Below are 22,851 nucleotides of genomic sequence, written 5' to 3' on the forward strand. Positions count from 1 at the left end.
GACCGGGCTCAGGACCTCCTCAGGATCGGCTCAGGACGTTCCGGCGACGGGTCGGCACCGTGACGGCGGCCCTCCTCGAACTCCGCGTCGGCGGCGGCGTCCCCCAGAGCCGCGCGGACACGCCCCAGCACGCGGTCGACGTCGCCGCGCTCGGCCTCGGGCAGAGGCGCGCCCACCGACTCCCGGAGCGCGGCGGCGGCCCCGAGCAGGCGGGCGGCCCGTCGGTGCTCTCCGGCGAGCGCCCGTGCTCCGGAGAGGCCCTCCAGGGCCAGTGCCACGGCCCGGGGGTCCCCCGTCGTCCGCGCGGTCTCCAGCCCGAGGGTGTGCAGCCGCGCCGCCTCCCCGGCGTCGCCGCGCAGCTCCGCGACGAACCCGAGTTCCGCGTAGGTCAGCGCGGCGCCGAAGTGCGAGCGCATCCGCAGATGCCAGTCCAGCCAGTCCCGCAGGTACCGCTCCGCGGTGTCCAGGTCGCCGCGCCTGCGCGCGGTCAGTGCCAGCCCCAGTTCGGCGGACTCCTGTCCGACCACGTGCCCCTGTTCGACGGCCAGACGCCGGGCGCGTCCGTGCAGCGCGTCGCTGCGGTCGTGGTCGCCCTGGAGGAGGGCGATCCGGCCCAGCAGCGTGAGCCGCTCACCGGCCTCGGTCCACAGGCCCAGCCCCTCGGCCGTGCGCAACGCCTCGCGGTGGTGGCGGGCCGCCGCCTCGTGGTCGCCGCGGACCTCGGCATGCTCGCCGAGGAGCTGCCCGGCGAGCACCTGCCCCCAGCCGTCGCCCACCTCCCTGAACATGTCCATGCTCCGCTCCGCCGCCGCGCGCGTCGCGGCCAGGCCGCTTCTGCCCCGTGCGGCGCGCGCGAGTGTGGCCGACACCGCCGCCTCACCCCACCGGTCCCCGCGGGCGCGGAAGGCCGCCAGCAGCCGTCGCGCGGCGTCCTCGCCGCCCTCACCGCCGCCGAACCCGAGGAGCGAGTGGACGAGGAACCACTCCGCGCGCGCCGCCGCGTCCGCGTCGGCGGGGTCGTCCCAGGCGGGCGTCTCGGGCCGGGGCCCCGGGTCCGTTCCCAGACCGTGGGCGAGGGCGTCGCGCCAGGTCGCCGCCGTGTACCGGGCGCCGCGTCCGCCGGGGCGCTCGGGAAGGTCCAGGGCGGCGGACAGCGACCGCGTCCCCTCACCGAGCCGACCGCGCAACGTCCAGTACCAGGCGAGCGCGTTGACCAGCCGCAACGCGTCCGAAGCGGCCCCGGTGCGCACCGCGTGGTCCAGCGCGGTGCGCAGGTTGGCGGTCTCGGCGTCCAGGCGCTGGAGCCACTCCCGCTGTCCCGGCGTCCGCAGGTGGGGGTCGGCCCGCTCCGCCAGGTCGACGTGGTGGCGCAGATGGCGGTCGCGCGTGGTGTCCTCCTCACCGGCCTCCCGGAGCCGTTCGGCCCCGTAGGCGGCCACGGACTCCAGCAGCCGGTAGCGCGGCCGCGGTTCGTGCGCGGGCACGGCCACCATGGAGCGGTCGATCAGATCCGACAGCACGTCCGGGACCTCGTCGGCGGGGACGTCCAGGCCCGAGCAGACCTCCCGCGCCGCCGCCAACGAGCACCCGTCGGCGAAGACGGACAGGCGCCGCAGCACCGCCCGTTCCGACGCGCTGAGCGGTTCCCAGCTCCAGTCGAGCACCGCGCGCAGCGTGCGCTGGCGGTCGGGCGCGCCCCGGTAGCCCGAGGTGAGCAGCGCGAAGCGGTCGTCGAGTCGGGCCGCGAGTTCGTGCACGCCGAGCGCGCGCACCCTCGTGGCCGCGAGTTCGAGCGCCAGGGGGACGCCGTCGAGCCTGCGGCAGACCGTCGCGACCGCGTCCGCGTTGCGCTCGTCCACCGCGAACCCGGGGGAGGCCGCCGCCGCCCGCGCCGCGAAGAGCCGGACCGCCGCCGCCCGCGGCAGGTCCGCGGCCGGTGTCCCGGCCTCGGGCACGGGCAGCGGCGGGACCGGCCAGAGGGTCTCCCCGTTCACGGACAGCGCCGCCTGGCTGGTCGCCAGGCTCCGCAGACCGGGCGCCGCGCGCAGGAGGTCGGTGACGAGCAGGCCGACGGGTGCCGCCACGTGCTCGCAGTTGTCCAGGACCAGCAGCGTTCTCCGACCGCGCAGCGCGTCGGCGAGCCGCCTGGTCGCACCGTCCTCGCCTGGCGGGCGGAGGGAAACCGTGGCCGCGGAGTCGTCACGCAGCCCGAGCGCGGCGGCCAGCGCCTCGGCGACCCCGGCCGGATCCCGGTGCGGGACGGAGGACAGTTCCACGAGCACGACCCCGTCGGGGAAGGCCTCCCGGGCCTCTTCGGCCACGGCGAGCGCGAGCCGTGTCTTGCCGACCCCTCCCGGGCCGGTGAGGGTGACCAGGCGGGCGGTGTCCAAGAGGGCTCGCACGCTCCGGACCTCCTCGTCACGGCCGACGAGCTCCGTCGGCGGGACGGGCAGCGCGGACGGCGTCGACCGCACCGGGGGTGCGGTCCGCGCGGGCGGGGGAGACAGGTCGGGGGCCCGCTCCAGGATGGCGCCGTACAGCGCGACCAGCTCCGGCCCGGGGTCCAGGCCCAGCTCGTCCGCGAGGTGGGCGCGCAGCTCGTGGAAGGACGCGAGCGCCTGGCTCTGGCGGCCCGAACGGTACAGGGCCCGCATGTGGGCGGCGCGGAGCCGCTCCCGAGCCGGGTGCCGTTCCACCAGGCCGCCGAGCTCGTCGGCGAGCAGGTCGTGCTCGCCCAGCGCGAGGCGGGCCTCGGCGTGTTCCTCCAGAGCGGTCAGCCGCTGTTCCTCCAGGCGCGCGATCGCGGGTCGGGCGAAGGCGTGGTCGGCGACGTCGGCGAAGGCGGGTCCCCGCCACAGCGCGAGGGCGTCGGAGAGCAGGGACGCCCGCCGCTCCGGATCCTCGACGGCGCGCGCCCGGGACAGCAGGTCCTGGAAGGTGCCCGCGTCGACCGCGTCACCGCCGACCGCGAGCAGGTACCCCGGACGCCGGGAGACCACCAGTTCCCGCCCGCCGGGCTCGGCGTCGCCCAGGGCCCTGCGGAGCTGGGAGACGCGGGTCTGGAGCGACGCGGTCGGGTCGGCGGGCAGGGGGCCGTCCCACAGGTCGTCGACGAGCCGGTCGGCGGACACCACCCGACCGGGGTCGACCAGCAGTTCCGCGAGGAGGGTGCGCACCTTGACCTCGGGAACGCGGACCAGCCGCCCCTGGGACGTCCAGACGGCCAGTGGGCCGAGAACCCCGAATCGCATGGGTTCAGACTAGGGCCGCGTCCGCCTCGGCGCGGCACCCGTCCCTGAGTCGGTCCTGAGCGCGCCCGTAGGGAACCCGTAGGGAATCCGAAGGCGCGGCGGACACTGTGGTGCCCATCCCGACGCCCTAACCAGAGGGCCGGAAGAGAAGGGAATCCTCCCGTGTCACACGCCTCGCACGTGACCACCGCGTCCCCGCCCCGGGCGGGCGCGCGCCAGTGGCTCGGCCTCACGGTCCTCCTCCTACCGACCGTGCTGCTCTTCCTCGCCATGACCGTGCTCTTCATGGCGACGCCCTACATCGCCGCCGACCTCGGCCCGAGCGGCGCACAGGTCCTGTGGATCAACGACATCTACGGCTTCATGATGGCCGGGTTCCTGGTCACCATGGGGTCGCTCGGCGACCGGATCGGCCGCCGCCGACTCCTGTTGGCAGGAGCGGCGGTGTTCGGCGCCGCCTCGGTCGTGGCGGCCTACGCCCCCAACCCCGAGGTGCTCATCGTCGCCCGCGCGGCCATGGGGCTCGGCGCCGCCGCGCTGATGCCCGCGACCCTGTCCCTCACCGCCGTCATGTTCCGCGACGAACGCCAGCGCGGTGTGGCCATCGGCCTGTGGGCCGCGTCGGTGTCGGTCGGCGTGGCGGTCGGTCCGCTGGTCGGCGGGCTGCTCCTGGAGTCGTTCTGGTGGGGTGCGGCGCTCCTCGTCGGCGTGCCGGTCATGGCGCTGGTCCTGGTCGCCGTGCCGCTGCTCGTCCCGGAGTACCGGGACCCGGACGCGGGGCGCCTCGACCCGCTGAGCGTGCTGCTGTCCCTGGGCGCGCTGCTGCCCTTCGTCTACGGCGTGAAGAAGGTCGCCGAGACCGGACCGTCCGTCCTGTCCGTGGCCGCCGTCGTGGCGGGTGTGGTCCTCGCGGCCTTGTTCGTCCGCAGACAGCTCCGACTGGCCGAGCCGCTGCTCGACATGCGGCTGTTCGCCAACCGCGAGTTCAGCGGATCGCTGGCCGTCTACATGCTCGCCACGATCGCGCTCGGGGGCGTCTACCTGCTCTTCACCCAGTACCTCCAGCTGGTGGCGGAGCAGACGCCGCTGCGGGCCGGGCTGTGGATCCTCCCGGCGGCGGTCGTCCTGGTCGTCGTCTCGGTCGTCACACCGATCATCGCCCGGCGCGTGCGCCCCGCCAGCGTCATCGCCGCCGGGCTGCTGCTGTCCGTCGTTGGCTACGTCATCCTCACCCAGGTGGACGCGGTGGCCGGGCTCCCGACGCTCATCATCGGGTTCTACGTGCTCTATCCGGGGATCGCGCCGGCGATGGCGCTCGTCCCGGGGATGGTGATCGGCTCCGCTCCCCCGGAGAAGGCCGGCGCCGCCTCCGCGGTCGAGAGCACCGCCAGCGACCTGGGCGTGGCGCTGGGCGTGGCCCTGCTGGGCAGCATCGGCACCGCTGTCTACCGCCTCCGGATGGCCGACGCCGTCCCCGAGGGCGTTCCCGCGGGGGAGGCCGCCTCGGCGGCGGACACCCTGCCCGGCGCCCTGACCGCCGCCGAGGGGTTGCCCGCCGAGCTCGGCACGGCGGTGACCGAGTCCGCGCGGGCCGCCTTCACCAGCGGACTCAACACGGCGGCCGTGGTCGCCGCCGTCCTCTCGGCCGCCGCCGCGGTGCTCGCGGTGACCCTGCTCCGCCGGGTGCCGCCGACCGGGGCCGCACCGACGGAGGGCCGGTCCGAGGACGCGGAGGAACCGGAGGAGCGCCGGGTGGGCGCGCAGGCGTGAGGCCCGCGCCCGGCGGTGCGGCACCGGCCCAGGACATGACGACGGCCCGGCGGGGGTTCCCCGACCGGGCCGTGGTCGTGATGCCGAGAGGTGCCGGCGGCTACTCGCCGTCCTCGTCGGTGGAGATGTGCGAGCGGTCGCCGTGCACACCGGCCTCCTCGGCGCGCTTGACCGAGGCGATGATCTCCAGCTCGGCCTCGTGGCGGCCGACCCAGGTGGCGCCCTCGACGGACTTGCCCGGCTCCAGGTCCTTGTAGACCTCGAAGAAGTGCTGGATCTCCAGGCGCTCGAACTCGTTCACGTGGTGAATGTCACGCAGGTGCTCCATGCGCGGGTCCGTCGCCGGGACGCAGAGCAGCTTGTCGTCGCCGCCCGCCTCGTCGCGCATGCGGAACATGCCGATCGCGCGGGCGCGGATCAGGCAGCCCGGGAAGGTCGGGGCCTTGAGCAGGACGAGGGCGTCCAGGGGGTCGCCGTCCTCGCCGAGTGTCCCCTCGACGAAACCGTAGTCGGCGGGGTAGGTGGTGGAGGTGAACAGCATGCGGTCGAGACGGATACGACCGGTCTCGTGGTCCACCTCGTACTTGTTGCGCTCCCCCTTGGGGATCTCGATCGTAACGTCGAATTCCATGCTGATCTCGGCTCCCATTGCGACTAATGTCGCCATATAACTACAACGTCAGGCCGCGACACCGACGGAAGGCAGGTGCCCAGGGTGCGACGGGTACGAGGCGAGGCCCTCCTCGCACTGGCCCTGCTCAACATATTCGTGCTGGCCGCCGGAATGGTCGCCCTCGACGTGATCGAGGCGCGGCCCGTCCCGGCGGAGCCCACCCCGGTCACGGACGCGGAGGGCGTGGCGGCGGCTGAACCCGCGACCTCGGCTCCGGCCGACCCGGACAGGATCGCGGACATCCTCGATGATCCCATGTCCGCTTCCGGGCTGGAGGACGGCCTCTCCGGATACGTCGTCGACGCCGCCACCGGTGAGACGCTCTTCGAGCTGGCCCCGGACACGCCGGTCACCCCGGCGTCGACCACGAAGATCGTCACGGCGATCACGGTCCTGGCCGCGGTCGGACCCGACCACGTCGTCCACACCGAGGCCTACCTCGACCCCGACCGGAACCGCGTGGTGCTGCGGGGCGCGGGCGACACGACGCTGTCCGAAACCGCCGACTCCGCAGCTTACCCGCAGGTGGCGACCCTGTCGGAGCTCGCAGAGAGCACCGCGTCCGCCCTCGCCGAGCTGGGTGTCGGCTCCGTCTCCGTCGGGTATGACGACTCCCACTTCACGGGCCCCGCCACCGGGCCGGGGTGGAAGCCCAACTACGTCACCGAGGGCAGCACCTCCCCCATCCACGCGCTGATGCTCAACGGCGGCGAGATCGACGAGGACGGCAGCGGCGTGATCGAGGAGGACGAGGGCGATCGGGCCGTCGACCCTCCCCTGTACGCCGCCGAGGCCTTCGCTCGGCAGTTGGAGCGCGCGGGCGTGTCCGTCGAGGGCGAGCCGACCGAGACCGCGGCCACCGGCGACGCCGTGGCCAGTGTGGCGTCGGCGCCCGTCTCGGCCCTGGTCGAGCACACACTGCTGCGGAGCGACAACAACATGGCCGAGGCGCTCGGCCGGATCGCCGCCGAGGAGATGGGCGAGGAGACGTCCTTCGCGGGCGCGGCCGCCGCCACCGCCCGGGTGATGGCGGACCTGGGCGTCGGGGGCGTGGACCTGTCCGACAACAGCGGGCTGAGCACCGAGAACCGCATCTCCCCGCGTGCCCTCGTCGAGCTGGTGCGCATCGCCGCCGACCCGGACCACGCCGACCTGAACGCGGCCCTGACCGGCCTGCCCACGGCGAACTCCACGGGCACGCTGGGGAGGAACGGGCGCTACTCCCCGTCCGCGTCCAGCCACGACGGCGCCGGTCTGGTCCGGGGCAAGACCGGCACGCTCAACGGTGTGAGCACCCTCGCCGGGACCATCAGCGACCGGGACGGGCACACCTTCGTGTTCGCCTTCATGGCCAACACCCCGGCCGCGAACGGCCCCGCGCTCGACACGCTCGCCGCCGCCCTGAGCCGCTGCGGCTGCACCTGACCGGATCCGGCCCCGGCACGGTTCGCGCGACGCCGCCGGGTGACGGCGCCCAGGTCCGGGCGCCGCCCCGGGGACCACCCGGGGGATCACCCTGGCCCGTCCCGGAATTCGTCCCCCGATCCCCGTGCCGCGCGGCGACGCGTGGGTAGGCTGGCGATGTGACTGTGATCGACTGGGACGTAGCCGTCAACACCGGTGTCCGCCTCGTCCGCCCGGGGCCGCAGGTGGACCTCTCCGACGCACGGCGGGCCGTGGCGCAGTTGCGCGAGCTCTCGGGTGTGGCCGCCGGGCACGTGCGCGACTTCACCGGGATGAACCCCCTCGAACCCTCCGGGCCGGCGGTCATCGTCGACCGTCCCGGCTGGATCAGGGCCAACGTCGACGGGTTCCGGGTGGTGCTCGAACCCGTCCTGGAGCAGATGGCCGAGGAACGGCTGAACAACGGCACGGCCGCGAACCTGACCTCCGCGGTCGGTTCCCGGATCACCGGCGTCCAGCTCGGCGCGGTCCTGGCCTACCTGGCCGGGAAGGTCCTGGGTCAGTACGAACTCTTCCTGCCGCCGGACCCGGACGGCCACGCGCCGACCGGCCGCCTCACCCTGGTGGCGCCCAACATCGTCAACACCGAACGCGAACTGGACGTCGACTCCCGCGACTTCCGGCTGTGGGTGTGCCTGCACGAGGAGACCCACCGCATGCAGTTCACGGCCACGCCGTGGCTGCGCTCCCACGTCCAGGAGCTGATGCGCGAACTCCTGCTGTCGTCGGAGATGGACGCCACCGACCTCATCGGTCGGCTCCGCGCCGCCGGCGAGGCCGTCGCGGACGCCATGCGCGGCGGCGACGCCAACCTCATCACGGCGTTCCAGAGCCCCGAGCAGAGCGAGATCATGGACCGGATCACCGCGGTCATGAGCCTGGCCGAGGGGCACGGCGACTACGTCATGGACGCGGTCGGGCCCGAGGTCGTGCCGAGCGTGGAGCGGATCCGCGCCCGCTTCCAGAAGCGCCGGGAGACGGCCAACCCGCTCGACCGGATCATGCGCCAGCTGCTGGGCATGGACCTGAAGATGCGCCAGTACGAGGAGGGCGCGGCGTTCGTCGGCGCGGTCGTCGCCGAGGTCGGCATGGCCGAGTTCAACAAGGTGTGGACCTCGCGGGAGACCCTGCCCACCCTCACCGAGATCCGCGACCCCCAGGCGTGGATCGACCGGGTCGTGCGCACGGCGGCCATCACCGAGTGAGCGGACCCCCTCCCGCCGTGGCCGCCGTCCGGTCGGCGGTCCGGCGGGTCCTGACCGACCTGCCCGCCGACACCACCGTCCTCGTCGCGTGCAGCGGCGGCGCCGACTCCCTCGCCCTGGCGGGGGCCGTCGCCTTCGAGGCCCCGCGCATGCGCAGGAGGGCCGGGGCGGTCACCGTGGACCACGGGCTCCAGGAGGGATCCGCCGCGCGCGCCGAGGCCGTCGCCGGAGTCCTGCGCGGTCTGGGTCTGGACCCGGTCACCGTCCGCACGGTGGAGGTCGGCGGTGGCGGCGGCCCCGAGGCCGCCGCCCGGCGCGCCCGCTACACGGCCCTCGACGCGGCGGTCGCCGAGCACGCGCCCGCCGTGGTCCTGCTCGCCCACACGCTCGACGACCAGGCCGAGACCGTCCTGCTGGGTCTGGCGCGCGGGTCGGGCGCCCGTTCCCTGTCCGGAATGGCCCTCCGTACCGGTCCCTACCTGCGTCCGCTCCTCGACCTGGACCGCGCCACCGTGCGGTCGGCCTGCGAGCGCATGGGGCTGGTCCCCTGGGAGGACCCGCACAACACCGACCCGCGCTACGCCCGCTCCCGGGTGCGCCACGACGCGCTGCCCGCCCTGGAGAGGGCCCTCGGTCCGGGCATCGCGGAAGCGCTGGCGCGCACGGCGACGCTGCTGCGCGCCGACGCCGACACGCTCGACGACCTGGCCGGGGAGCTGTACACCGCCGCCCGGGGAGGGCGGGCGCCGGAGGCCGTGCGGACCTCGCCGGGACCGGAGCTGCTGGTCGAACCGCTGGCCGCCGCGGCGGCGTCCCTGCGCACGCGCGTCCTGCGCCGCGCCGCCCTCGCCGCCGGGTGCCCGGCCAGCGCGCTGACCGCCCGCCACGTGCGCGAGATCGACCGACTCGTCACGGAGTGGCGTGGGCAGGCCCACATCGACCTGCCGGGCGGGATCCGGGCGCGCCGGGCCGCCGGACGGCTCCGGTTCGAGCGCTGACCGCGCCCCGCCGCACGCCGCCCGTTTCCGGGGCGGGTGGCTCCGTCGCCTCGTTGAGCACGTTTATCCTGGTTGCCGCAAACGGGGAACCCAGCAGCGAGGACAGTGAGCGTGGACGCCAAAGACATGGGCCGGGACCTTGAGAAGATCCTGGTCACCGAGGAAGAGATCAAGACGCGCCTTGTGGAGCTGGGTGAGCGGATCGACGCCGACTACGCGGGCAAGGACCTCCTGATCGTCGGAGTCCTCAAGGGCGCCGTCATGGTCATGGCCGACCTGGCGCGGGCGCTGCACACCCCCGTGTCCATGGACTGGATGGCCGTCTCCTCCTACGGGGCCGGGACCACCTCCTCCGGGGTGGTGCGCATCCTCAAGGACCTGGAGACCGACATCAAGGACCGCGACGTCCTCATCGTCGAGGACGTCATCGACTCCGGTCTGACCCTGTCCTGGCTGATCGGCAACCTCAAGTCGCGCGGGCCCCGCTCGGTCGAGGTCTGCACGATGGTGCGCAAGCCGCTGGCCTTCGAGGTGGACCTGGACGTCCGCTACATCGGCTTCGACCTGCCGAACGAGTTCATCGTCGGCTACGGCCTCGACTACGCGGAGAAGTACCGCAACCTGCCCTTCATCGGCACCCTCGCCCCGCACGTCTACGAGAAGTAGCGCGCCCGGGGCCGCCGGGGCGCTTCCCCCCGGGGCGACGGTGACGCCGGTCACGGGAACAACCGCACGGGGCTTCGTCGTTGCTTCGGTGACGGCCCCGCTCCGGGCGCCCGCAAGGGTGCGCCCGCTCGACAGGGCGAGGTGTACCGTCGAAGATCCCGGCGTCTCGCGCAGGGAGCACATGTCCGATTGGTCCTGCTTCGGAAGTCAACTGGGGCGGGGCGGCCTGGTCAGGAGGGACGGACCCGACAGGGTTCCGCTCACATGAATCTGAAGCGTTTTTTCCGCGGCCCGTGGATATGGATCCTGGCCGTCGCCGTCATGCTCGTCATCGGCTTCCGCGTGTTCGACATCGGGGGCGGTCCCCAACCCGAGCAGGCCGACATCTCCCGCGTCCACCAGCTCATCGAGCGGGACGAGGTCGAGAGCGCCGAGATCGTCGACCGGGACCAGCGCATCCTGCTGACCACCACGGACGACGAGATCCTCGAGGCCTACTGGGTCGAGGGCCAGGGCTCCCAGCTCGCCGACATGCTCCAGGCCAACGCCGACGCCGAGGACGGCAACCTCGAGTCGTACCAGGTCTCGGTCGCCACGACCCCGATCTGGACCACCGCCCTCTTCAGCCTGCTCCCGCTGGTCATCATCATCGCCATCTTCTGGTTCATCTTCAGCCAGATGCAGGGCGGCGGGTCGCGCGTGATGAACTTCGGCAAGTCCAAGGCCAAGCTCATCACCAAGGACACCCCGAAGAACACCTTCGCCGACGTCGCCGGCGCGGACGAGGCCATCGAGGAACTCCACGAGATCAAGGAGTTCCTCCAGAACCCGGCCAAGTTCCAGTCCATGGGCGCCAAGATCCCCAAGGGCGTGCTGCTCTTCGGCCCGCCCGGGACCGGTAAGACCCTGCTGGCCCGCGCCGTCGCGGGTGAGGCCGGGGTGCCGTTCTACTCCATCTCCGGTTCGGACTTCGTCGAGATGTTCGTCGGTGTCGGCGCCTCCCGCGTGCGCGACCTGTTCGAGCAGGCCAAGGCGAACGCGCCCGCGATCATCTTCATCGACGAGATCGACGCCGTCGGCCGCCACCGCGGCGCCGGTATGGGAGGCGGCCACGACGAGCGCGAGCAGACCCTCAACCAGATGCTGGTCGAGATGGACGGCTTCGACGTCAAGGGCGGCGTCATCCTCATCGCCGCCACCAACCGCCCGGACATCCTCGACCCGGCGCTGCTGCGCCCCGGCCGCTTCGACCGCCAGATCGTCGTGGACCGCCCCGACATGGAGGGCCGCCGCGACATCCTCAAGGTCCACTCCAAGGGCAAGCCGATGGCGGACGACGTCGACTTCAACGTCATCGCCCGCCAGACCGCCGGGATGACCGGCGCTGACCTGGCCAACGTCGTCAACGAGGGCGCCCTGCTCTCCGCCCGCGCGGACCGCAGCGTCATCACCCACGCCACCCTGGAGGAGGCGATCGAGCGGGTGATGGCCGGTCCCGAGCGCAAGACCCGGGTCATGTCCGACGAGGAGAAGAAGGTCATCGCCTACCACGAGGGCGGTCACGCCCTGGTCGGTCACGCGCTGCCCAACGCCGACCCGGTGCACAAGATCACGATCCTGCCGCGCGGCAGGGCGCTCGGCTACACCATGTCGGTGCCGACCGAGGACAAGTTCCTCACGTCGCGCTCCCAGATGATGGACCAGCTCGCCATGATGCTCGGCGGGCGCGCCGCGGAGGAGCTCGTCTTCCACGAGCCCACGACCGGCGCCGGGAACGACATCGACAAGGCGACCACCCTCGCCCGCAACATGGTCACCGAGTACGGCATGAGCGAGCGCCTGGGCGCCCGCAAGTTCGGCTCCGCCAGCACCGAGCCCTTCCTGGGCCGCGAGATGGCGCACGCCCGCGAGTACTCCGAGGAGATCGCCTCCATCATCGACGAGGAGGTGCGCCGCCTCATCGAGTCCGCGCACGACGAGGCCTACGAGGTCCTCGTCGAGTACCGGGACGTCCTGGACGACCTCGTCGTCGCCCTGCTGGAGAAGGAGACGCTCACCAAGGACCAGGTGCTGGAGATCTTCGCGCCGGTGCGCAAGCGCCCCTCGCGCGGCTCCTACACCGGTTACGGCAAGCGCCAGCCCTCCCAGCAGCCGCCGGTCCTGTCCAAGAAGGAGCTGGCCGAACTCAACGGCGCCGAGGTGCACGGCTCCTCGACCAACGGCCAGCTGCCCAGCGCCGCCGGCACGATCGAGGGGGATGAGGCGTGAGCGACATCTTCGAGGAGGAGCGTCCGCCCAGAACCGTCGACCGGCTGCGCATCGAGCGCGCCGTGCGCGAGATCCTCATCGCGATCGGCGAGGACCCCGACCGCGACGGCCTGGTCAAGACACCCGAGCGGGTCGCCCGCGCCTACGAGGAGCAGTTCTCCGGCCTGGGGCAGAAGCCCGGTGACGTGCTCACCACGGTGTTCGAGGCCGACCACGAGGAGCTGGTCCTGGTCAAGGACATCGAGCTGTACTCCACGTGCGAGCACCACCTGGTGCCGTTCTACGGGGTCGCGCACGTGGGCTACATCCCGGGCGCGGACGGCCGGATCACCGGCCTGAGCAAGCTCGCCCGCCTGGTGGACGTGTACGCGCGCCGCCCGCAGGTCCAGGAGCGGCTCACCGGGCAGGTCTCCGACGCCATCATGGACCACCTCCAGCCGCGCGGCGTGATCGTGGTCGTCGAGGCCGAGCACCTGTGCATGACCATGCGCGGGGTGCGCAAGCCCGGCGCCAAGACGGTCACCTCCGCCGTGCGCGGGATCTTCCGGAGCAGCGACCGCACGCGGTCCGAGGCGATGAGCCTCATCCTGGACCGCCGCTGACCCGCGACCGCCCGACCCCGACGCCCCGGTACCGGCCGCCAGGCCCGGACCGGGGCGTCGTCGCGCGGCAGGGCCTGTGTCCGGCGAGGGTGGCCTGAGCGTAGGCTGATCCGTATGGGGCCGAAACAGACAGTTCCGGGCCTGCCCGACCTCGGGCGGTGCCTGGTGATGGGGGTCGTGAACGTCACGCCCGACTCCTTCTCCGACGGTGGCGAGTGGTTCGACCCCGAACGGGCGATCGAGCACGGTCTGCGCCTGGTCGAGGACGGCGCGGACATCGTCGACGTCGGCGGTGAGTCCACCCGGCCGGGGGCGCAGCGCGTCGTCGCCGCCGAGGAGCTGCGCCGGGTCGAACCGGTCGTCCGGGAGCTGGCCGCGCGCGGCGTCGCCGTCAGCGTGGACACCATGCGGGCCGAGGTCGCCGAACGCGCCGTCGAGGCGGGGGCGGTCCTGGTCAACGACGTCAGCGGAGGGCTCGCCGACCCGGCGATGGCGCGACTCGTGGCCTCTTCCGGAGTCGCGTACGTGTTGATGCACTGGCGTGGGCATAGTCATGACATGCAGAGCCGTGCCGTGTACACGGATGTCGTCCAGGAGGTCCTCGATGAGCTCCGCGACCGTATGGAGGCCATGATCAGTGCAGGTGTCGACCCGGGCCAGATCGTCCTGGACCCGGGGCTGGGATTCTCCAAACGCCCCGAGCGCGCCCACAACTGGGCGCTCCTCCAGCATCTGGATCGGTTCCACGCACTGGGCCGCCCGGTGCTCGTGGCGGGATCCCGCAAGCGTTTCCTGAGTCGGCTGCTCGGCGACGGCGAGGGCGGGGACCGCCCGTTCGTCGACTGCGACGCCGCGACCGCCGCCGTCACCACGCTGGCGGCCGACCGGGGGGCCTGGGCCGTGCGCGTACACGACGTGCGTCCCAACGCCGACGCCGTGCGCGTGGCCGCGGCCTGGTCCGACGGGGGCGCCCGGTTGGACGAGGGACGCGCGGCGGCGCTGGACCGGGGCGGCCTGTGAGATCCCGCCAGGAGGTCATGGAGCGCGTGGCCGAGGCCAACGCGCAGTTCTACAGCGCCATCGAGAACGGCGACATCGACCTGATGCGCAGTGTGTGGGCCGAGGAGCACGAGGCCCCCGACCTCGTCTGCGTGAACCCGGGCTGGCCGCTGCTGCGCGGCCGCGAGGAGATCATGCGGGCGTGGTCGCTGATCATGGCGAACGTCACCTACATCCAGTACGTGCTGACCGAGACGCACATCGGGGTCGGCGGGGACGTCGCGATGGTCACCTGCGAGGAGAACGTGCTGACCGCCGAGGACGACAGCCCCGGGTTCGTGGCCGGGGGCAAGGTGGTGACGACCAACCTCTTCGTCGACACCGAGCTGGGGTGGCGGCTGTGGTCGCACCACGCCTCGCCCGTGCTGATGGACGACGACGGGGAGGACGAGGCCTGATGGCGGACCGCATCGCGCTGCGCGGGCTCCGGGCGCGCGGGTACCACGGCGTGTTCGACTTCGAGCGCCGCGAGGGCCAGGACTTCGTGGTCGACGCCGTGCTGCACCTGGACGCCGCACCGGCCGCGGCCAGCGACGACGTCGACGACACCGTGCACTACGGGCTGCTCGCGGAGCGGCTGGTGGAGATCGTCGAGGGGGAGCCGGTCAACCTGATCGAGACCCTCGCCGAGCGGCTGGCCGCCGAGTGCCTGGCCGAGTCGCTGGTCGAGCGGGTGGAGCTGACGGTGCACAAGCCGTCCGCCCCCATTCCGCACGAGTTCGCGGACGTGGCGGTCACCGTCACGCGGGGAAGGGGGACGGGGTCGTGACGCGCGCGGTGCTGGCGCTGGGGTCGAACATGGGTGACCGGATGGCGACCCTCCAGGGCGCGGTGGACCACCTCCTGACCGGTGCGGGCGCGCCGGGCCCGGTGGCCGTGTCGCCCGTGTACGAGACCGCGCCGGTGGGCGGCCCCGAGCAGGGCGCGTACCTGAACGCGGTGCTGGTCGTGGAGGTCGACGGTGAGCCGATCGACCTGTTGCGCCGGGCCCAGGCCGCCGAGCGGGCCTTCGACCGGGTCCGCGAGGTCCGCTGGGGTCCGCGCACGCTCGACGTGGACGTCATCGCCTTCGGGGACGTCCGCGATGACGACGCCGAGCTGACCCTGCCGCACCCGCGCGCGCACCTGCGGGCGTTCGTGCTGCGGCCGTGGCTCGACGCCGATCCCGGGGCCGACCTGCCCGGACAGGGCCCGGTGGCGGACGCGCTGGCGGCGGTGGTCGCGGGCGACACGGCGGGGGAGCAGGAGTTGCGCCGCCGTGACGACCTGCGGCTGCGGCTGCCCGAGGGGTCGGGGAACCGGTGACCGAGGAACGCGAGGGGAGGATCCGCCCGACGGGTTGGCGGGTCCCCGTTCTGCTGATGGTGGTCGGCGCGCTGCTGGGCTGGCTGATCACGGGTTCGATCGACGTGCTGCCGCCGCTGCCGTGGTCGGCGATCCCGACGCTGCTCCTGCTGGCGTTCGCCGAGGCGTTCACGGCCAGGAGGACACGGCGGAGGATCCGCCGGGCCCCGGGCACCGAGCCGATCCAGCCGCTCAGCGCCGCGCGGCTGGTGGCGTTGGCCAAGGCCAGCGCCCTGTTCGCGGCGCTGGCGGCGGGTTTCTTCCTCGGGATGGCGCTGGCGGTGGTCGACACCCTGGTGCTGCCCAGCCACCGCGAGGTGTTCGTGACCGCGCTGGGGACGGCGGGGGCCAGCGGCCTGCTGCTGGGGGCCGCGCTGTGGTTGGAGTCCGCGTGCCGGGTTCCGGAGGACGGCGAGGGCGAGGACGGCCCGTCCGGACGCGCCTGAGGGGCGGGGTTCCCGCACCACGCTCGTGGTCATGCGACCACCTCCCGCTGCTGGCCGCCGCGCTGGGCGTGCCAGGTGCGCACGAGGCTCGCGAGTTCGTCGAACTCACCGGGCACGCGTGTCACCGGGGCCGCGAGCGGGTCGCTGTCCGGGGTCGGGCGCGGAGCGGGGATCCGTGGGGCGGCGTGCCTGGGTGTGTAGGGGTTCGCGCGTGTGGTGGTGGGTGCGGCGGCGCTGGTCGGCCGGGTGGTGCGGGCGCGCAGACGGCGGGCGGGGTGGGCCTGGGCGTAGGCGAGTTCCCGTTCGAAGGCCACGTAGTAGGGGCGAACGAACACGGTTTCGTCGGCGCGCACGCGCTCGGTGGGCCGGGAGAGCCGGGGTGCGGGGCGAGGTGCGGGAACGGGCGGTTCCGACTCCGCGGGCGGGGCGCTGACCTGCTCAGGAACAGGAAGCGGGGCGTAGCGGCGGACGCGCGTGGAGCGGCGACGTCGGGCCGAGTGACGGCCGCACGCGGGGGCGAGGAGGTTCTGGAGGGTCGCCAGGGCAGACCTGAGGACCGCACGGCTAAACTGAGCCATGTCGGCAATCCTGTTCTTGAAGGTACGTAATTGCTGACCACGACCCCGGGCGGTTAGCTACCGTCGCGGGGTCTTCGTCGTATGGAGTTGTGGGTTCGGCAAGAAGAGTAGAGCACGCGTGGAGTGGAGGCGAACTTTTCTGCGAACTCGTCGGGAAAAACTTCACGCCCTCGGTGTCGTCGCAGTTCATGGCTTATGTCGAAAGGGTTGGACTCATTTCCCTGCCTCGCCAGAACTATCCTCTAAGTCCGAATTGAAGGCATTTGCATGTCCCCTTGGGTCCAGTGAAGGGACGGCACCCCTTGGGGAGTAGCGCCCCTGGGTGCGTGGGTGTGAGCCGTGGAGCTTGAGGGGTCCATCGGAATCTCCCGGGTGTGATGGAGACTCGTGCATGCCGGGCACTTTGGGGGCATGTCCGGCCACAACATGGGTCCATCCACCGGATCTTTCACCCCGCCCCGGTGCAGCAGCGGATCCCGCTAGGCTCTGTGGGGTGACTGACACCTCGATTCGCACCAGGTTCGCACCGTCCCCGACCGGTATGTTCCACGTGGGTAATGCCCGGTCCCTGCTGCTGAACTGGGTGGTCGCGCGACAATCCGGCGGCACCATGGTGCTGCGGATCGAGGACACCGACGCCGCCCGTTCCCGCCCCGAATGGACCGAGGGGATCCTCGCGGCCATGGCCTGGTTGGGGGTGGACTCCACCCAGTACGAGGGCCCCTTCTCCCAGACCGAGTACGCCGACAAGCACACCGAGGCCGCCCAGCGTCTGCGCAAGGAGGGGCTGGCCTACTACTGCGACTGCACCCGCGACCAGGTCCAGGCCCGGCGTGACAACCCCAATCTGGGCTACGACGGGTTCTGCCGCGATCGCGGCCTGGACGCCGGACCGGGGCGGGCGCTGCGCTTCCGTGTTCCCGAGGGCGGTCCGACCGTGGTGGAGGACCAGATCCGGGGCCGGGTGGAGTTCCCGCACGAGGCCCTGGAGGACTTCGTCATCGCCAGGGGCGACGGCACCGCGCTGTTCGTGCTGGCCAACGTGGTCGATGACGTCGAGATGGGCATCACCCATGTCATCCGGGGTGAGGAGCACCTGTCCAACACCCCCAAGCAGCAGCTGTTGTGGGAGGCGTTGGGGCACACCCCGCCGGTGTGGGCGCACGCCCCGGTGCTGGTGAACGACAAGCGCCAGAAGCTGTCCAAGCGCCGCGACAAGGTCGCGATGGAGTCCTACCAGGCCGAGGGCTACCTGCCTGAGGCGATGGTCAACTACCTGATGCTGCTGGGCTGGGCACCGGGGGAGGACCGGGAGATCATGCCGATCGAGGAGATGATCCCGCTCTTCCACCTGGTCGACGTCAACTCCTCGCCCGCGTTCTTCGACGAGAAGAAGCTGCGCGCCTTCAACGGCGACTACATCCGCGCCCTGGACACGGCTGAGTTCGTCAAGCGGTGCGCCCCCTACCTGGAGGGTGAGGGGGTGCCGTGGCGGAGCGATGATTTTGACGCGGACGTCTTCGCCCGGATCGCGCCGCTGGCGCAGAGCCGGGTGGCGGTGCTGAGCGAGATCGTGCCGAATGTGGACTTTTTGTTCCTGGACGTCCCGGTCTTCGACGAGAAGAGCTGGGCCAAGGCCATGAAGCCCGGGATCGGGGAGGAGATGCTCACCGCTGCGATCGCCGCCTACTCCGACCAGGCCCTGGTCTGGGACGCCGAATCTCTGAAGGGAGCCCTTGAGCGGGCCGGGGCCGCCCATGGGCTCAAGCTCGGCAAAGCTCAGGCACCGGTACGCGTGGCGGTGACCGGCCGTACGGTCGGGTTGCCGCTGTTCGAGTCGCTGGAGCTGTTGGGGCGTGAGCGCACGCTGGCACGGTTGCGGGCGGCTTTGGGTCGGCTCAACTCCTGACGGGCCGACGCCAGACGGGGCGCGATCAGCCTGGAGGGGAAGACCTCCAAGAGTTCCGTTGCTCGGGGTCCGTCCCGACATCCGGTGAGCACCCAGCGCACCGGATTCAGGGCGGTGAGGAGGTGTGTGGTCTGTCAGACCTCGTGCTCCCAGGAGCCAACCTTGGACCTGACGACGCACACACCGCGCTGCGCATCGACATCCAGCGTGAACGCGTCCAGAGGGGGCCAGGCCGCCTCGTCCAGCGCCGCATAGGCTGCCGTGAAGGTCTCCAGCGCCGTGGTCTTATCGCTGCCGGTGACCGAGGCGTCCGGCCAGATCCACGCCCAGCTCTGGGCGTCCCCCACGGCGACCAATCTCGCCCGCCCGCCCTTCCACGGCCGTCCGCCCACGGCGACGTGGATGCCAGGGCAGGCCAGCACGAGCCGGGTCAGCAGGTCACGGCCGATCAGATCGTCCGATCCCAGTGGGAACCGAGCTGCGGTGTCGGGAGCCTGACCGACTCCGGGGAAGGACGGCCCGCCCTGGCGCTGGGTGCGGTCCCGCATGAACGCCGCGTCACGCACCACGGGACCCGCGGCACTGGCATGGCCCGTCTTGCGCAGGGCCGCGATCGGGGTCGGTCCGCCTTCGGTGTAGGGGGCCCAGGGCACGACGAGCGTCGAACCCCTATCGAGGCAGTCCAACCACGTGATGGGGAGGCGTCGGACGGCGCACGTGGCGATGACCGCGTCGAAGACCGTGCCGGGTGGCGGCTGTGTGCCGTGGACGACGTCCACCCGGGTTCCGGCGAGCAGTGCGCGGGCACGAAAGGCCACGTCCGGGTCGATCTCCAGCGACGTCACCGAACCAGTCGGGCCGACCAGGGAATCCAGGATGGCGGCGTTCCATCCGGTTCCCGTGCCGATCTCCAGCACCCGCGCCCCGGGGGCGATGTTCGCCGCCTCGATCATGTCCGCCATCACCTGGGGGGCCGAGGACGAGGAGGAGGGGGTGTTGACCAGGCCGCTGCCTCCGTCGTTGGCCTGGGTGACGACGAAGCCGTCCGAGTAGACGCACTCCGCCCAGCGCCGCGGATTCTGCCTGCGCAGGAGCGGAAGCCCCTGGATGTCCGGCCATATGAGATCGGGGATGTAGTGGTGGCGCGGGTGGTCGGCGAACGCGGCGCGAATGGTGTCGGTGGTGTCCAGGCGTTCGACGAGCCGGGCGTGCAGGTCGTCCAGGTCCGTCACTTCTCCCCCGTTCCGTTGCAGTCCCCGCAGGTGATGATCTCCTTGTCGGACCAGGGGCCCGATCCGTCCCCACCGGCGACGATCGTTCCTTCACCGTTACATGCCGCGCACTTGGCCATGGGTCGTTCCTCTCTCAGGACGGCGGGGAGTTTGGTGTCTACCCCGCGTGCGGATGCGATCTCGTGGCCTGCCCGCAAGCGGTCACGGGCGGGTCCAACCGGACCGCCTCGGCCAGCGTCAGGACTGCGACGGAGTGTCGCAGTCCGTGTTCGCGGATCAGCCGGTGGTAGGACTCCGCCCACCCGCCGCGTTTGCCGTTGACCAGCCACTCCGACCGCCCCAGATAGGCGGCTGCTGGGTTACCGGAAACCACCACCGGACCCTTTCCGGTCCACGGCCATCATCTGCCCGGCGGGCAACGTGTACCAGGTGGTGCCCAGCCGGACCTGGACCTGTCCGCCGTCGGGCGGGCGGGTGTCGGTGACCACCCGCAGGTGTCCGGCGTGCATCAACACGATGTCGTTACGGCGCAGCTGGTGGGCGGGGCGGTCCCGCCAGTTCGCGGTCATCACATGGCCTCGCGGGGGTGCTCGGTGGCGTGCAGGCGCACGCCCAGGAGTTCCGCGCGGTCAGCCCGGATGACGTCGTCGGCGCGGCCGGTGGTCGGGTTGGTGCGGACTGCGACGTACCCGCCAGCGTCACGGGAGATCGTCCATGCGGGGTGGAGTCTGCGAAGGGCGGCCAGCGGCTTCGTGTGGTCTTTCATGAGGCCCAGCTCACACCTGGGTAACGGTGTGTCGCGAGCGGATGACCAGTCCGCTTGTGCGGCCTAGAGTCGCCGCATGAGCGCGCAGGAATTCTGCAAGCTATTGAGGCAAGCCCGCAGGAACTCGGGAGTGACCCAGGATGCCCTGGGCCGGATCGTCGGCGTGGTCGGCGGCACCGTCAGCCGTTGGGAGAACGGCGAGAACCTCCCCGAGCGGGATATGGCCGAGTCCCTTGATCGTGAACTGGGATGCAACGGCCGACTCCTCCGGTCGTGGCAATACGAGGCCACGGGGTCGATCATCCCCCACTGGAGACGCCCCTTGGACCAGCTCCGCCGGGCGTCCCACACGATCGAGACCGTCGTTCCGAACGCGGTCCCCGACCTACTACAGGCCGTCTCCTATGCCCGGATGATGCTGGAAGAGGCGATGCATCCTGGAACGGATGAGGAGATCCAACAGGTTGCTGAACGTCAAGCCTCGCAGTACGACCGACTCCGGGCGACCCACAACCCGTGGATCGTGGCGATCTTCCCCGTGTACGCGTTGACGTGCCTGCCCGACCAGGTACGTCACGACCAGGTGATGCGGCTACTCTCCCTGACCAACAGAGAACGTGTGCGGGTGCACCTCATCCCCGAGGACACCCCCGTTTCCCTCGTCGCCCCCGTAGTCCTGTTCCATCAGCGAGACGGGGGCACGGTCGCCGCTGGCGAACACGTGCGGGGGATGGAGACCTACGACGACCCGGGCGACGTCGAACGCCTCACGGCTCAGGCCAAGAGGATGCTGGGGGCGGCACTGCCCGCGATCCGGTCGAGAACCCTCATGGAAGGAATGTGGCAGTGAACGAGTGGCACAAGTCGAGTTACAGCCCTACCCAAGGGCATGACTGCGTGGAGGTCTACGAGCACGAGCAGGGCGCGTACGTCCGGGACACCCAGCATCGGGAGCTGGGGCACCTGCCGTTCGACGCCCGCGAGTGGGCGGCGCTGCTGGCGTCCGTCACGCGGTAGGAGCCCCCAGAGCGGAGCGGGACCCCGGGCAACGTCGTTGCCCGGGGTCCCGTGTTGTCCACCCATCGAGGTCCCCCACCAGCCTCGTGGCGGTCTCCGCACCGCCGACCATTCCAGCCAGCATCTCAGACAACTCCGCGAAGTGGTTGGCGGTCACGGACTCGGGCGACGCCACGACCGGCACCAGCTCTTCCGCGATCCGCGGCTCCGGCAGAGACGATTTGCGGATGATCAACGCTCACGGTGTGTGCGCCGCGATCAAGGCGAACAGGAGAAGGTCCCTGAGCCGAGGCAGCCGGGACAGGATGCGAGATGGGGCCCAGACGTAGGCAACGCCTCAGGGCGTCAGCCCTGCACCTCGAACACCGACCTCCCCGTGAAGTCCTCCGGAAGGGCGTCCATGACCACCTCGCCGCACCGGCGGCCTTTCCAGATCCCCGCGCTGCGCATGACACCAACCTCGTGAAACCCGGCCTTGGCGTAAGCTCGCCGCCCAGCCTGATTGGGCTCCAGAACCTTCAGCCACACCATGTCCAGCCCGGTGACGTGGAAGGCGTAGTCCAGGGTCAGCTGAGTGGCGGCCATTCCCACCCCCTTGCCTCGGGCTTCGGGAGCGATGACGAGGATGAACTCGGCGGTGCGCACCTGGTGGTCGATGAGCAGGCTCGCCAGCCCCACCGGCCGCGGCTCGTCGTAGCGCAGGTCGTAGACGGTGAACCGGGCCTGGTCGGGCGCGCCGCGTAGCTGGTGCTCCAGTCCTTCGGCCCGGGACTCCGGGCTCTCGGGGACCTGGCGGCCGTACCCGAGTACCGCGCCCGGGTCGCTCTCCCATCGCCAGTACTCGCGGGCCAGATCCGCGCGCAGCGGCCCGAGAGCCACCGCGTCGGTCTCGCCCCACAGAACGGGGGCTTCGCCTTCACTCATGCGGTTCCTCGAATGCTGTGTAGTCGGTGATGTCGTCGGATTCTCCGACCGGCTGTCCGTCGACTTCGATCCAGGCATGAAGTCGGACAGGGTCGGTGGCCACTCCGTGTCGCCACGCGACGCGGTACCCCGCCCAGCGCAGGGCGAGAGCGGAAGCGGCGGACTCTTCGAGGCAGGCCACCCTCAGCGGCAGAAGACGGCCGAGCCCACGAACCGCGAGGATGGCGTTCCCAGATCCGGAAGCATCGGACATGCCTCGCTGTGGTGGCCGGAGTACAAGCTTTCTGATGCGGGCGAAACGTGTCCGTGCGGACCCCAGGCCACGTATGGCCAAGACGGTGGCGAGCGCCGCCGCGCTGAGCGGGTACCACCGCAACGGAGCCAACCCGACGGGTGCCAGTGCCGCAGCGGACTCCCGGGTGCCCCAGCTCGGTGGTTGCGGTGCGCCTCGTCGCATGCTCCTCCAGGCGGACGCTGCGGGAGCTTCGCAAAGCCAGCCATGATCGATCAACCACCGAACGGCACTGGCGTTGCGACCGTCATTTCGCGCCACATCCGTCACCCCCTCGGCCGAAGCCAACTCGTCCATGACCGTCGCCACCGCCCCGGTGAACAGGTAGAGGGATCCGTCGCTGACGTCCAGCCCGACGACCACGGACGGAAAACTCACGAACCTCAT

Annotated in this window: 25 protein-coding genes; 15 read left to right on the forward strand and 10 right to left on the reverse strand. The window is 71.7% G+C overall.

Annotated elements, in window-relative coordinates; genetic code table 11:
* Positions 1-8: 8 nt before the first annotated feature.
* Positions 9-3,251, reverse strand: a complete 3,243-nt coding sequence (locus AB0I72_RS09290) for a BTAD domain-containing putative transcriptional regulator (protein ID WP_358564773.1) — start codon at positions 3,249-3,251, stop codon at positions 9-11.
* A gap of 180 nt (positions 3,252-3,431) precedes the next feature.
* Here AB0I72_RS09290 and AB0I72_RS09295 point away from each other — a divergent pair, with 180 nt between their 5' ends.
* Complete coding sequence (locus AB0I72_RS09295) at positions 3,432-5,021, forward strand: MFS transporter (RefSeq protein ID WP_358564775.1); 1,590 nt, start codon at positions 3,432-3,434, stop codon at positions 5,019-5,021.
* 100 nt (positions 5,022-5,121) lie between these two features.
* On the opposite strand, the gene AB0I72_RS09300 is transcribed toward AB0I72_RS09295, so the two are convergent.
* The gene (locus AB0I72_RS09300) at positions 5,122-5,652 is read right to left on the reverse strand and encodes an inorganic diphosphatase (RefSeq protein ID WP_358564777.1); all 531 of its coding nucleotides are present in this window, start codon (positions 5,650-5,652) and stop codon (positions 5,122-5,124) included.
* A 75-nt stretch (positions 5,653-5,727) separates the two neighbouring features.
* Between AB0I72_RS09300 and dacB the strand changes: the two genes are divergently transcribed.
* From dacB to AB0I72_RS09355, 11 genes are all read left to right on the forward strand, one after another.
* Positions 5,728-7,119 (forward strand): D-alanyl-D-alanine carboxypeptidase/D-alanyl-D-alanine-endopeptidase, encoded by a 1,392-nt coding sequence (gene dacB / locus AB0I72_RS09305; RefSeq protein WP_358564779.1) that lies wholly within the window; start codon positions 5,728-5,730, stop codon positions 7,117-7,119.
* 164 nt (positions 7,120-7,283) lie between these two features.
* On the forward strand, positions 7,284-8,363 hold the full coding sequence (locus AB0I72_RS09310) for a zinc-dependent metalloprotease (protein ID WP_358565601.1): 1,080 nt from the start codon (positions 7,284-7,286) through the stop codon (positions 8,361-8,363).
* Positions 8,360-9,361 (forward strand): tRNA lysidine(34) synthetase TilS, encoded by a 1,002-nt coding sequence (gene tilS, locus AB0I72_RS09315; RefSeq protein WP_358564781.1) that lies wholly within the window; start codon positions 8,360-8,362, stop codon positions 9,359-9,361. The genes AB0I72_RS09310 and tilS overlap by 4 nt, the downstream gene beginning before the upstream one ends.
* A gap of 111 nt (positions 9,362-9,472) precedes the next feature.
* Positions 9,473-10,027 (forward strand): hypoxanthine phosphoribosyltransferase, encoded by a 555-nt coding sequence (gene hpt, locus AB0I72_RS09320; RefSeq protein WP_358564783.1) that lies wholly within the window; start codon positions 9,473-9,475, stop codon positions 10,025-10,027.
* 264 nt (positions 10,028-10,291) lie between these two features.
* Positions 10,292-12,295 carry an ATP-dependent zinc metalloprotease FtsH gene (gene ftsH, locus AB0I72_RS09325; protein WP_358564785.1) on the forward strand — a complete coding sequence of 668 codons (2,004 nt, stop codon included), beginning with the start codon at positions 10,292-10,294 and terminating at the stop codon, positions 12,293-12,295.
* Positions 12,292-12,897 (forward strand): GTP cyclohydrolase I FolE, encoded by a 606-nt coding sequence (folE, locus tag AB0I72_RS09330; protein WP_358564787.1) that lies wholly within the window; start codon positions 12,292-12,294, stop codon positions 12,895-12,897. The genes ftsH and folE overlap by 4 nt, the downstream gene beginning before the upstream one ends.
* A gap of 114 nt (positions 12,898-13,011) precedes the next feature.
* Positions 13,012-13,917, forward strand: coding sequence for a dihydropteroate synthase (gene folP, locus AB0I72_RS09335; protein ID WP_358564789.1), 906 nt, complete (start codon positions 13,012-13,014; stop codon positions 13,915-13,917).
* Positions 13,914-14,354 (forward strand): nuclear transport factor 2 family protein, encoded by a 441-nt coding sequence (locus AB0I72_RS09340; protein WP_358564791.1) that lies wholly within the window; start codon positions 13,914-13,916, stop codon positions 14,352-14,354. The genes folP and AB0I72_RS09340 overlap by 4 nt, the downstream gene beginning before the upstream one ends.
* Positions 14,354-14,725: a dihydroneopterin aldolase gene (gene folB / locus AB0I72_RS09345; RefSeq protein ID WP_358564793.1), complete on the forward strand. Its 372-nt coding sequence runs from the start codon at positions 14,354-14,356 to the stop codon at positions 14,723-14,725. Before AB0I72_RS09340 ends, folB begins: the two co-directional genes overlap by 1 nt.
* On the forward strand, positions 14,722-15,261 hold the full coding sequence (folK, locus tag AB0I72_RS09350) for a 2-amino-4-hydroxy-6-hydroxymethyldihydropteridine diphosphokinase (protein WP_358564795.1): 540 nt from the start codon (positions 14,722-14,724) through the stop codon (positions 15,259-15,261). The genes folB and folK overlap by 4 nt, the downstream gene beginning before the upstream one ends.
* Entirely contained in the window at positions 15,258-15,746 is a 489-nt protein-coding gene (locus tag AB0I72_RS09355; RefSeq protein WP_358564796.1) for a DUF3180 domain-containing protein, read from the forward strand. The genes folK and AB0I72_RS09355 overlap by 4 nt, the downstream gene beginning before the upstream one ends.
* A 29-nt stretch (positions 15,747-15,775) precedes the next feature.
* On the opposite strand, the gene AB0I72_RS09360 is transcribed toward AB0I72_RS09355, so the two are convergent.
* Positions 15,776-16,324 carry a hypothetical protein gene (locus AB0I72_RS09360; RefSeq protein ID WP_358564798.1) on the reverse strand — a complete coding sequence of 183 codons (549 nt, stop codon included), beginning with the start codon at positions 16,322-16,324 and terminating at the stop codon, positions 15,776-15,778.
* A gap of 493 nt (positions 16,325-16,817) precedes the next feature.
* Between AB0I72_RS09360 and gltX the strand changes: the two genes are divergently transcribed.
* On the forward strand, positions 16,818-18,233 hold the full coding sequence (gene gltX, locus AB0I72_RS09365; protein ID WP_358564799.1) for a glutamate--tRNA ligase: 1,416 nt from the start codon (positions 16,818-16,820) through the stop codon (positions 18,231-18,233).
* 134 nt (positions 18,234-18,367) lie between these two features.
* Here gltX and AB0I72_RS09370 read toward each other — a convergent pair whose 3' ends face one another.
* Genes AB0I72_RS09370 through AB0I72_RS09390 form a run of 5 tightly spaced genes read right to left on the reverse strand, consistent with a single transcriptional unit; the run spans position 18,368 to position 20,231 of the window.
* Entirely contained in the window at positions 18,368-19,465 is a 1,098-nt protein-coding gene (locus AB0I72_RS09370; RefSeq protein WP_358564801.1) for an rRNA adenine N-6-methyltransferase family protein, read from the reverse strand.
* Positions 19,462-19,584 (reverse strand): hypothetical protein, encoded by a 123-nt coding sequence (locus tag AB0I72_RS09375; RefSeq protein ID WP_358564803.1) that lies wholly within the window; start codon positions 19,582-19,584, stop codon positions 19,462-19,464. The genes AB0I72_RS09370 and AB0I72_RS09375 overlap by 4 nt, the downstream gene beginning before the upstream one ends.
* Before the next feature lie 38 nt (positions 19,585-19,622).
* Entirely contained in the window at positions 19,623-19,838 is a 216-nt protein-coding gene (locus tag AB0I72_RS09380) for a hypothetical protein (RefSeq protein WP_358564805.1), read from the reverse strand.
* Entirely contained in the window at positions 19,825-20,034 is a 210-nt protein-coding gene (locus AB0I72_RS09385) for a hypothetical protein (RefSeq protein WP_358564807.1), read from the reverse strand. Before AB0I72_RS09385 ends, AB0I72_RS09380 begins: the two co-directional genes overlap by 14 nt.
* Complete coding sequence (locus AB0I72_RS09390) at positions 20,034-20,231, reverse strand: hypothetical protein (protein WP_358564808.1); 198 nt, start codon at positions 20,229-20,231, stop codon at positions 20,034-20,036. Before AB0I72_RS09390 ends, AB0I72_RS09385 begins: the two co-directional genes overlap by 1 nt.
* Positions 20,232-20,307: 76 nt before the next feature.
* Here AB0I72_RS09390 and AB0I72_RS09395 point away from each other — a divergent pair, with 76 nt between their 5' ends.
* Entirely contained in the window at positions 20,308-21,081 is a 774-nt protein-coding gene (locus AB0I72_RS09395; protein WP_358564810.1) for a helix-turn-helix transcriptional regulator, read from the forward strand.
* A complete protein-coding gene (locus AB0I72_RS09400) occupies positions 21,078-21,248 on the forward strand; it encodes a DUF397 domain-containing protein (RefSeq protein ID WP_358564811.1) in 171 nt (56 codons plus the stop codon). The genes AB0I72_RS09395 and AB0I72_RS09400 overlap by 4 nt, the downstream gene beginning before the upstream one ends.
* A gap of 345 nt (positions 21,249-21,593) precedes the next feature.
* Here the strand turns inward: AB0I72_RS09400 and AB0I72_RS09405 are convergent, their stop codons facing one another.
* Complete coding sequence (locus AB0I72_RS09405; RefSeq protein WP_358564813.1) at positions 21,594-22,172, reverse strand: GNAT family protein; 579 nt, start codon at positions 22,170-22,172, stop codon at positions 21,594-21,596.
* On the reverse strand, positions 22,165-22,842 hold the full coding sequence (locus AB0I72_RS09410) for a lasso peptide biosynthesis B2 protein (RefSeq protein ID WP_358564815.1): 678 nt from the start codon (positions 22,840-22,842) through the stop codon (positions 22,165-22,167). Before AB0I72_RS09410 ends, AB0I72_RS09405 begins: the two co-directional genes overlap by 8 nt.
* Between the last annotated feature and the right edge of the window lie 9 nt (positions 22,843-22,851).

Source organism: Nocardiopsis sp. NPDC049922 (assembly GCF_040660275.1).
Taxonomy (GTDB): Bacteria; Actinomycetota; Actinomycetes; order Streptosporangiales; family Streptosporangiaceae; genus Nocardiopsis.

Excerpts from the sequence above, each read along its gene's own strand:
- AB0I72_RS09290 (WP_358564773.1), bottom strand. The coding sequence starts at position 3,251 with ATGCGATTCGGGGTTCTCGGCCCACTGGCCGTCTGGACGTCCCAGGGG.
- AB0I72_RS09385 (WP_358564807.1), bottom strand. The coding sequence starts at position 20,034 with ATGACCGCGAACTGGCGGGACCGCCCCGCCCACCAGCTGCGCCGTAAC.
- AB0I72_RS09390 (WP_358564808.1), bottom strand. The coding sequence starts at position 20,231 with ATGAAAGACCACACGAAGCCGCTGGCCGCCCTTCGCAGACTCCACCCC.
- AB0I72_RS09395 (WP_358564810.1), top strand. The coding sequence starts at position 20,308 with ATGAGCGCGCAGGAATTCTGCAAGCTATTGAGGCAAGCCCGCAGGAAC.
- folP (WP_358564789.1), top strand. The coding sequence starts at position 13,012 with ATGGGGCCGAAACAGACAGTTCCGGGCCTGCCCGACCTCGGGCGGTGC.
- AB0I72_RS09405 (WP_358564813.1), bottom strand. The coding sequence starts at position 22,172 with ATGAGTGAAGGCGAAGCCCCCGTTCTGTGGGGCGAGACCGACGCGGTG.
- ftsH (WP_358564785.1), top strand. The coding sequence starts at position 10,292 with ATGAATCTGAAGCGTTTTTTCCGCGGCCCGTGGATATGGATCCTGGCC.
- folB (WP_358564793.1), top strand. The coding sequence starts at position 14,354 with ATGGCGGACCGCATCGCGCTGCGCGGGCTCCGGGCGCGCGGGTACCAC.
- AB0I72_RS09300 (WP_358564777.1), bottom strand. The coding sequence starts at position 5,652 with ATGGAATTCGACGTTACGATCGAGATCCCCAAGGGGGAGCGCAACAAG.
- AB0I72_RS09360 (WP_358564798.1), bottom strand. The coding sequence starts at position 16,324 with ATGGCTCAGTTTAGCCGTGCGGTCCTCAGGTCTGCCCTGGCGACCCTC.
- AB0I72_RS09375 (WP_358564803.1), bottom strand. The coding sequence starts at position 19,584 with ATGGCCAAGTGCGCGGCATGTAACGGTGAAGGAACGATCGTCGCCGGT.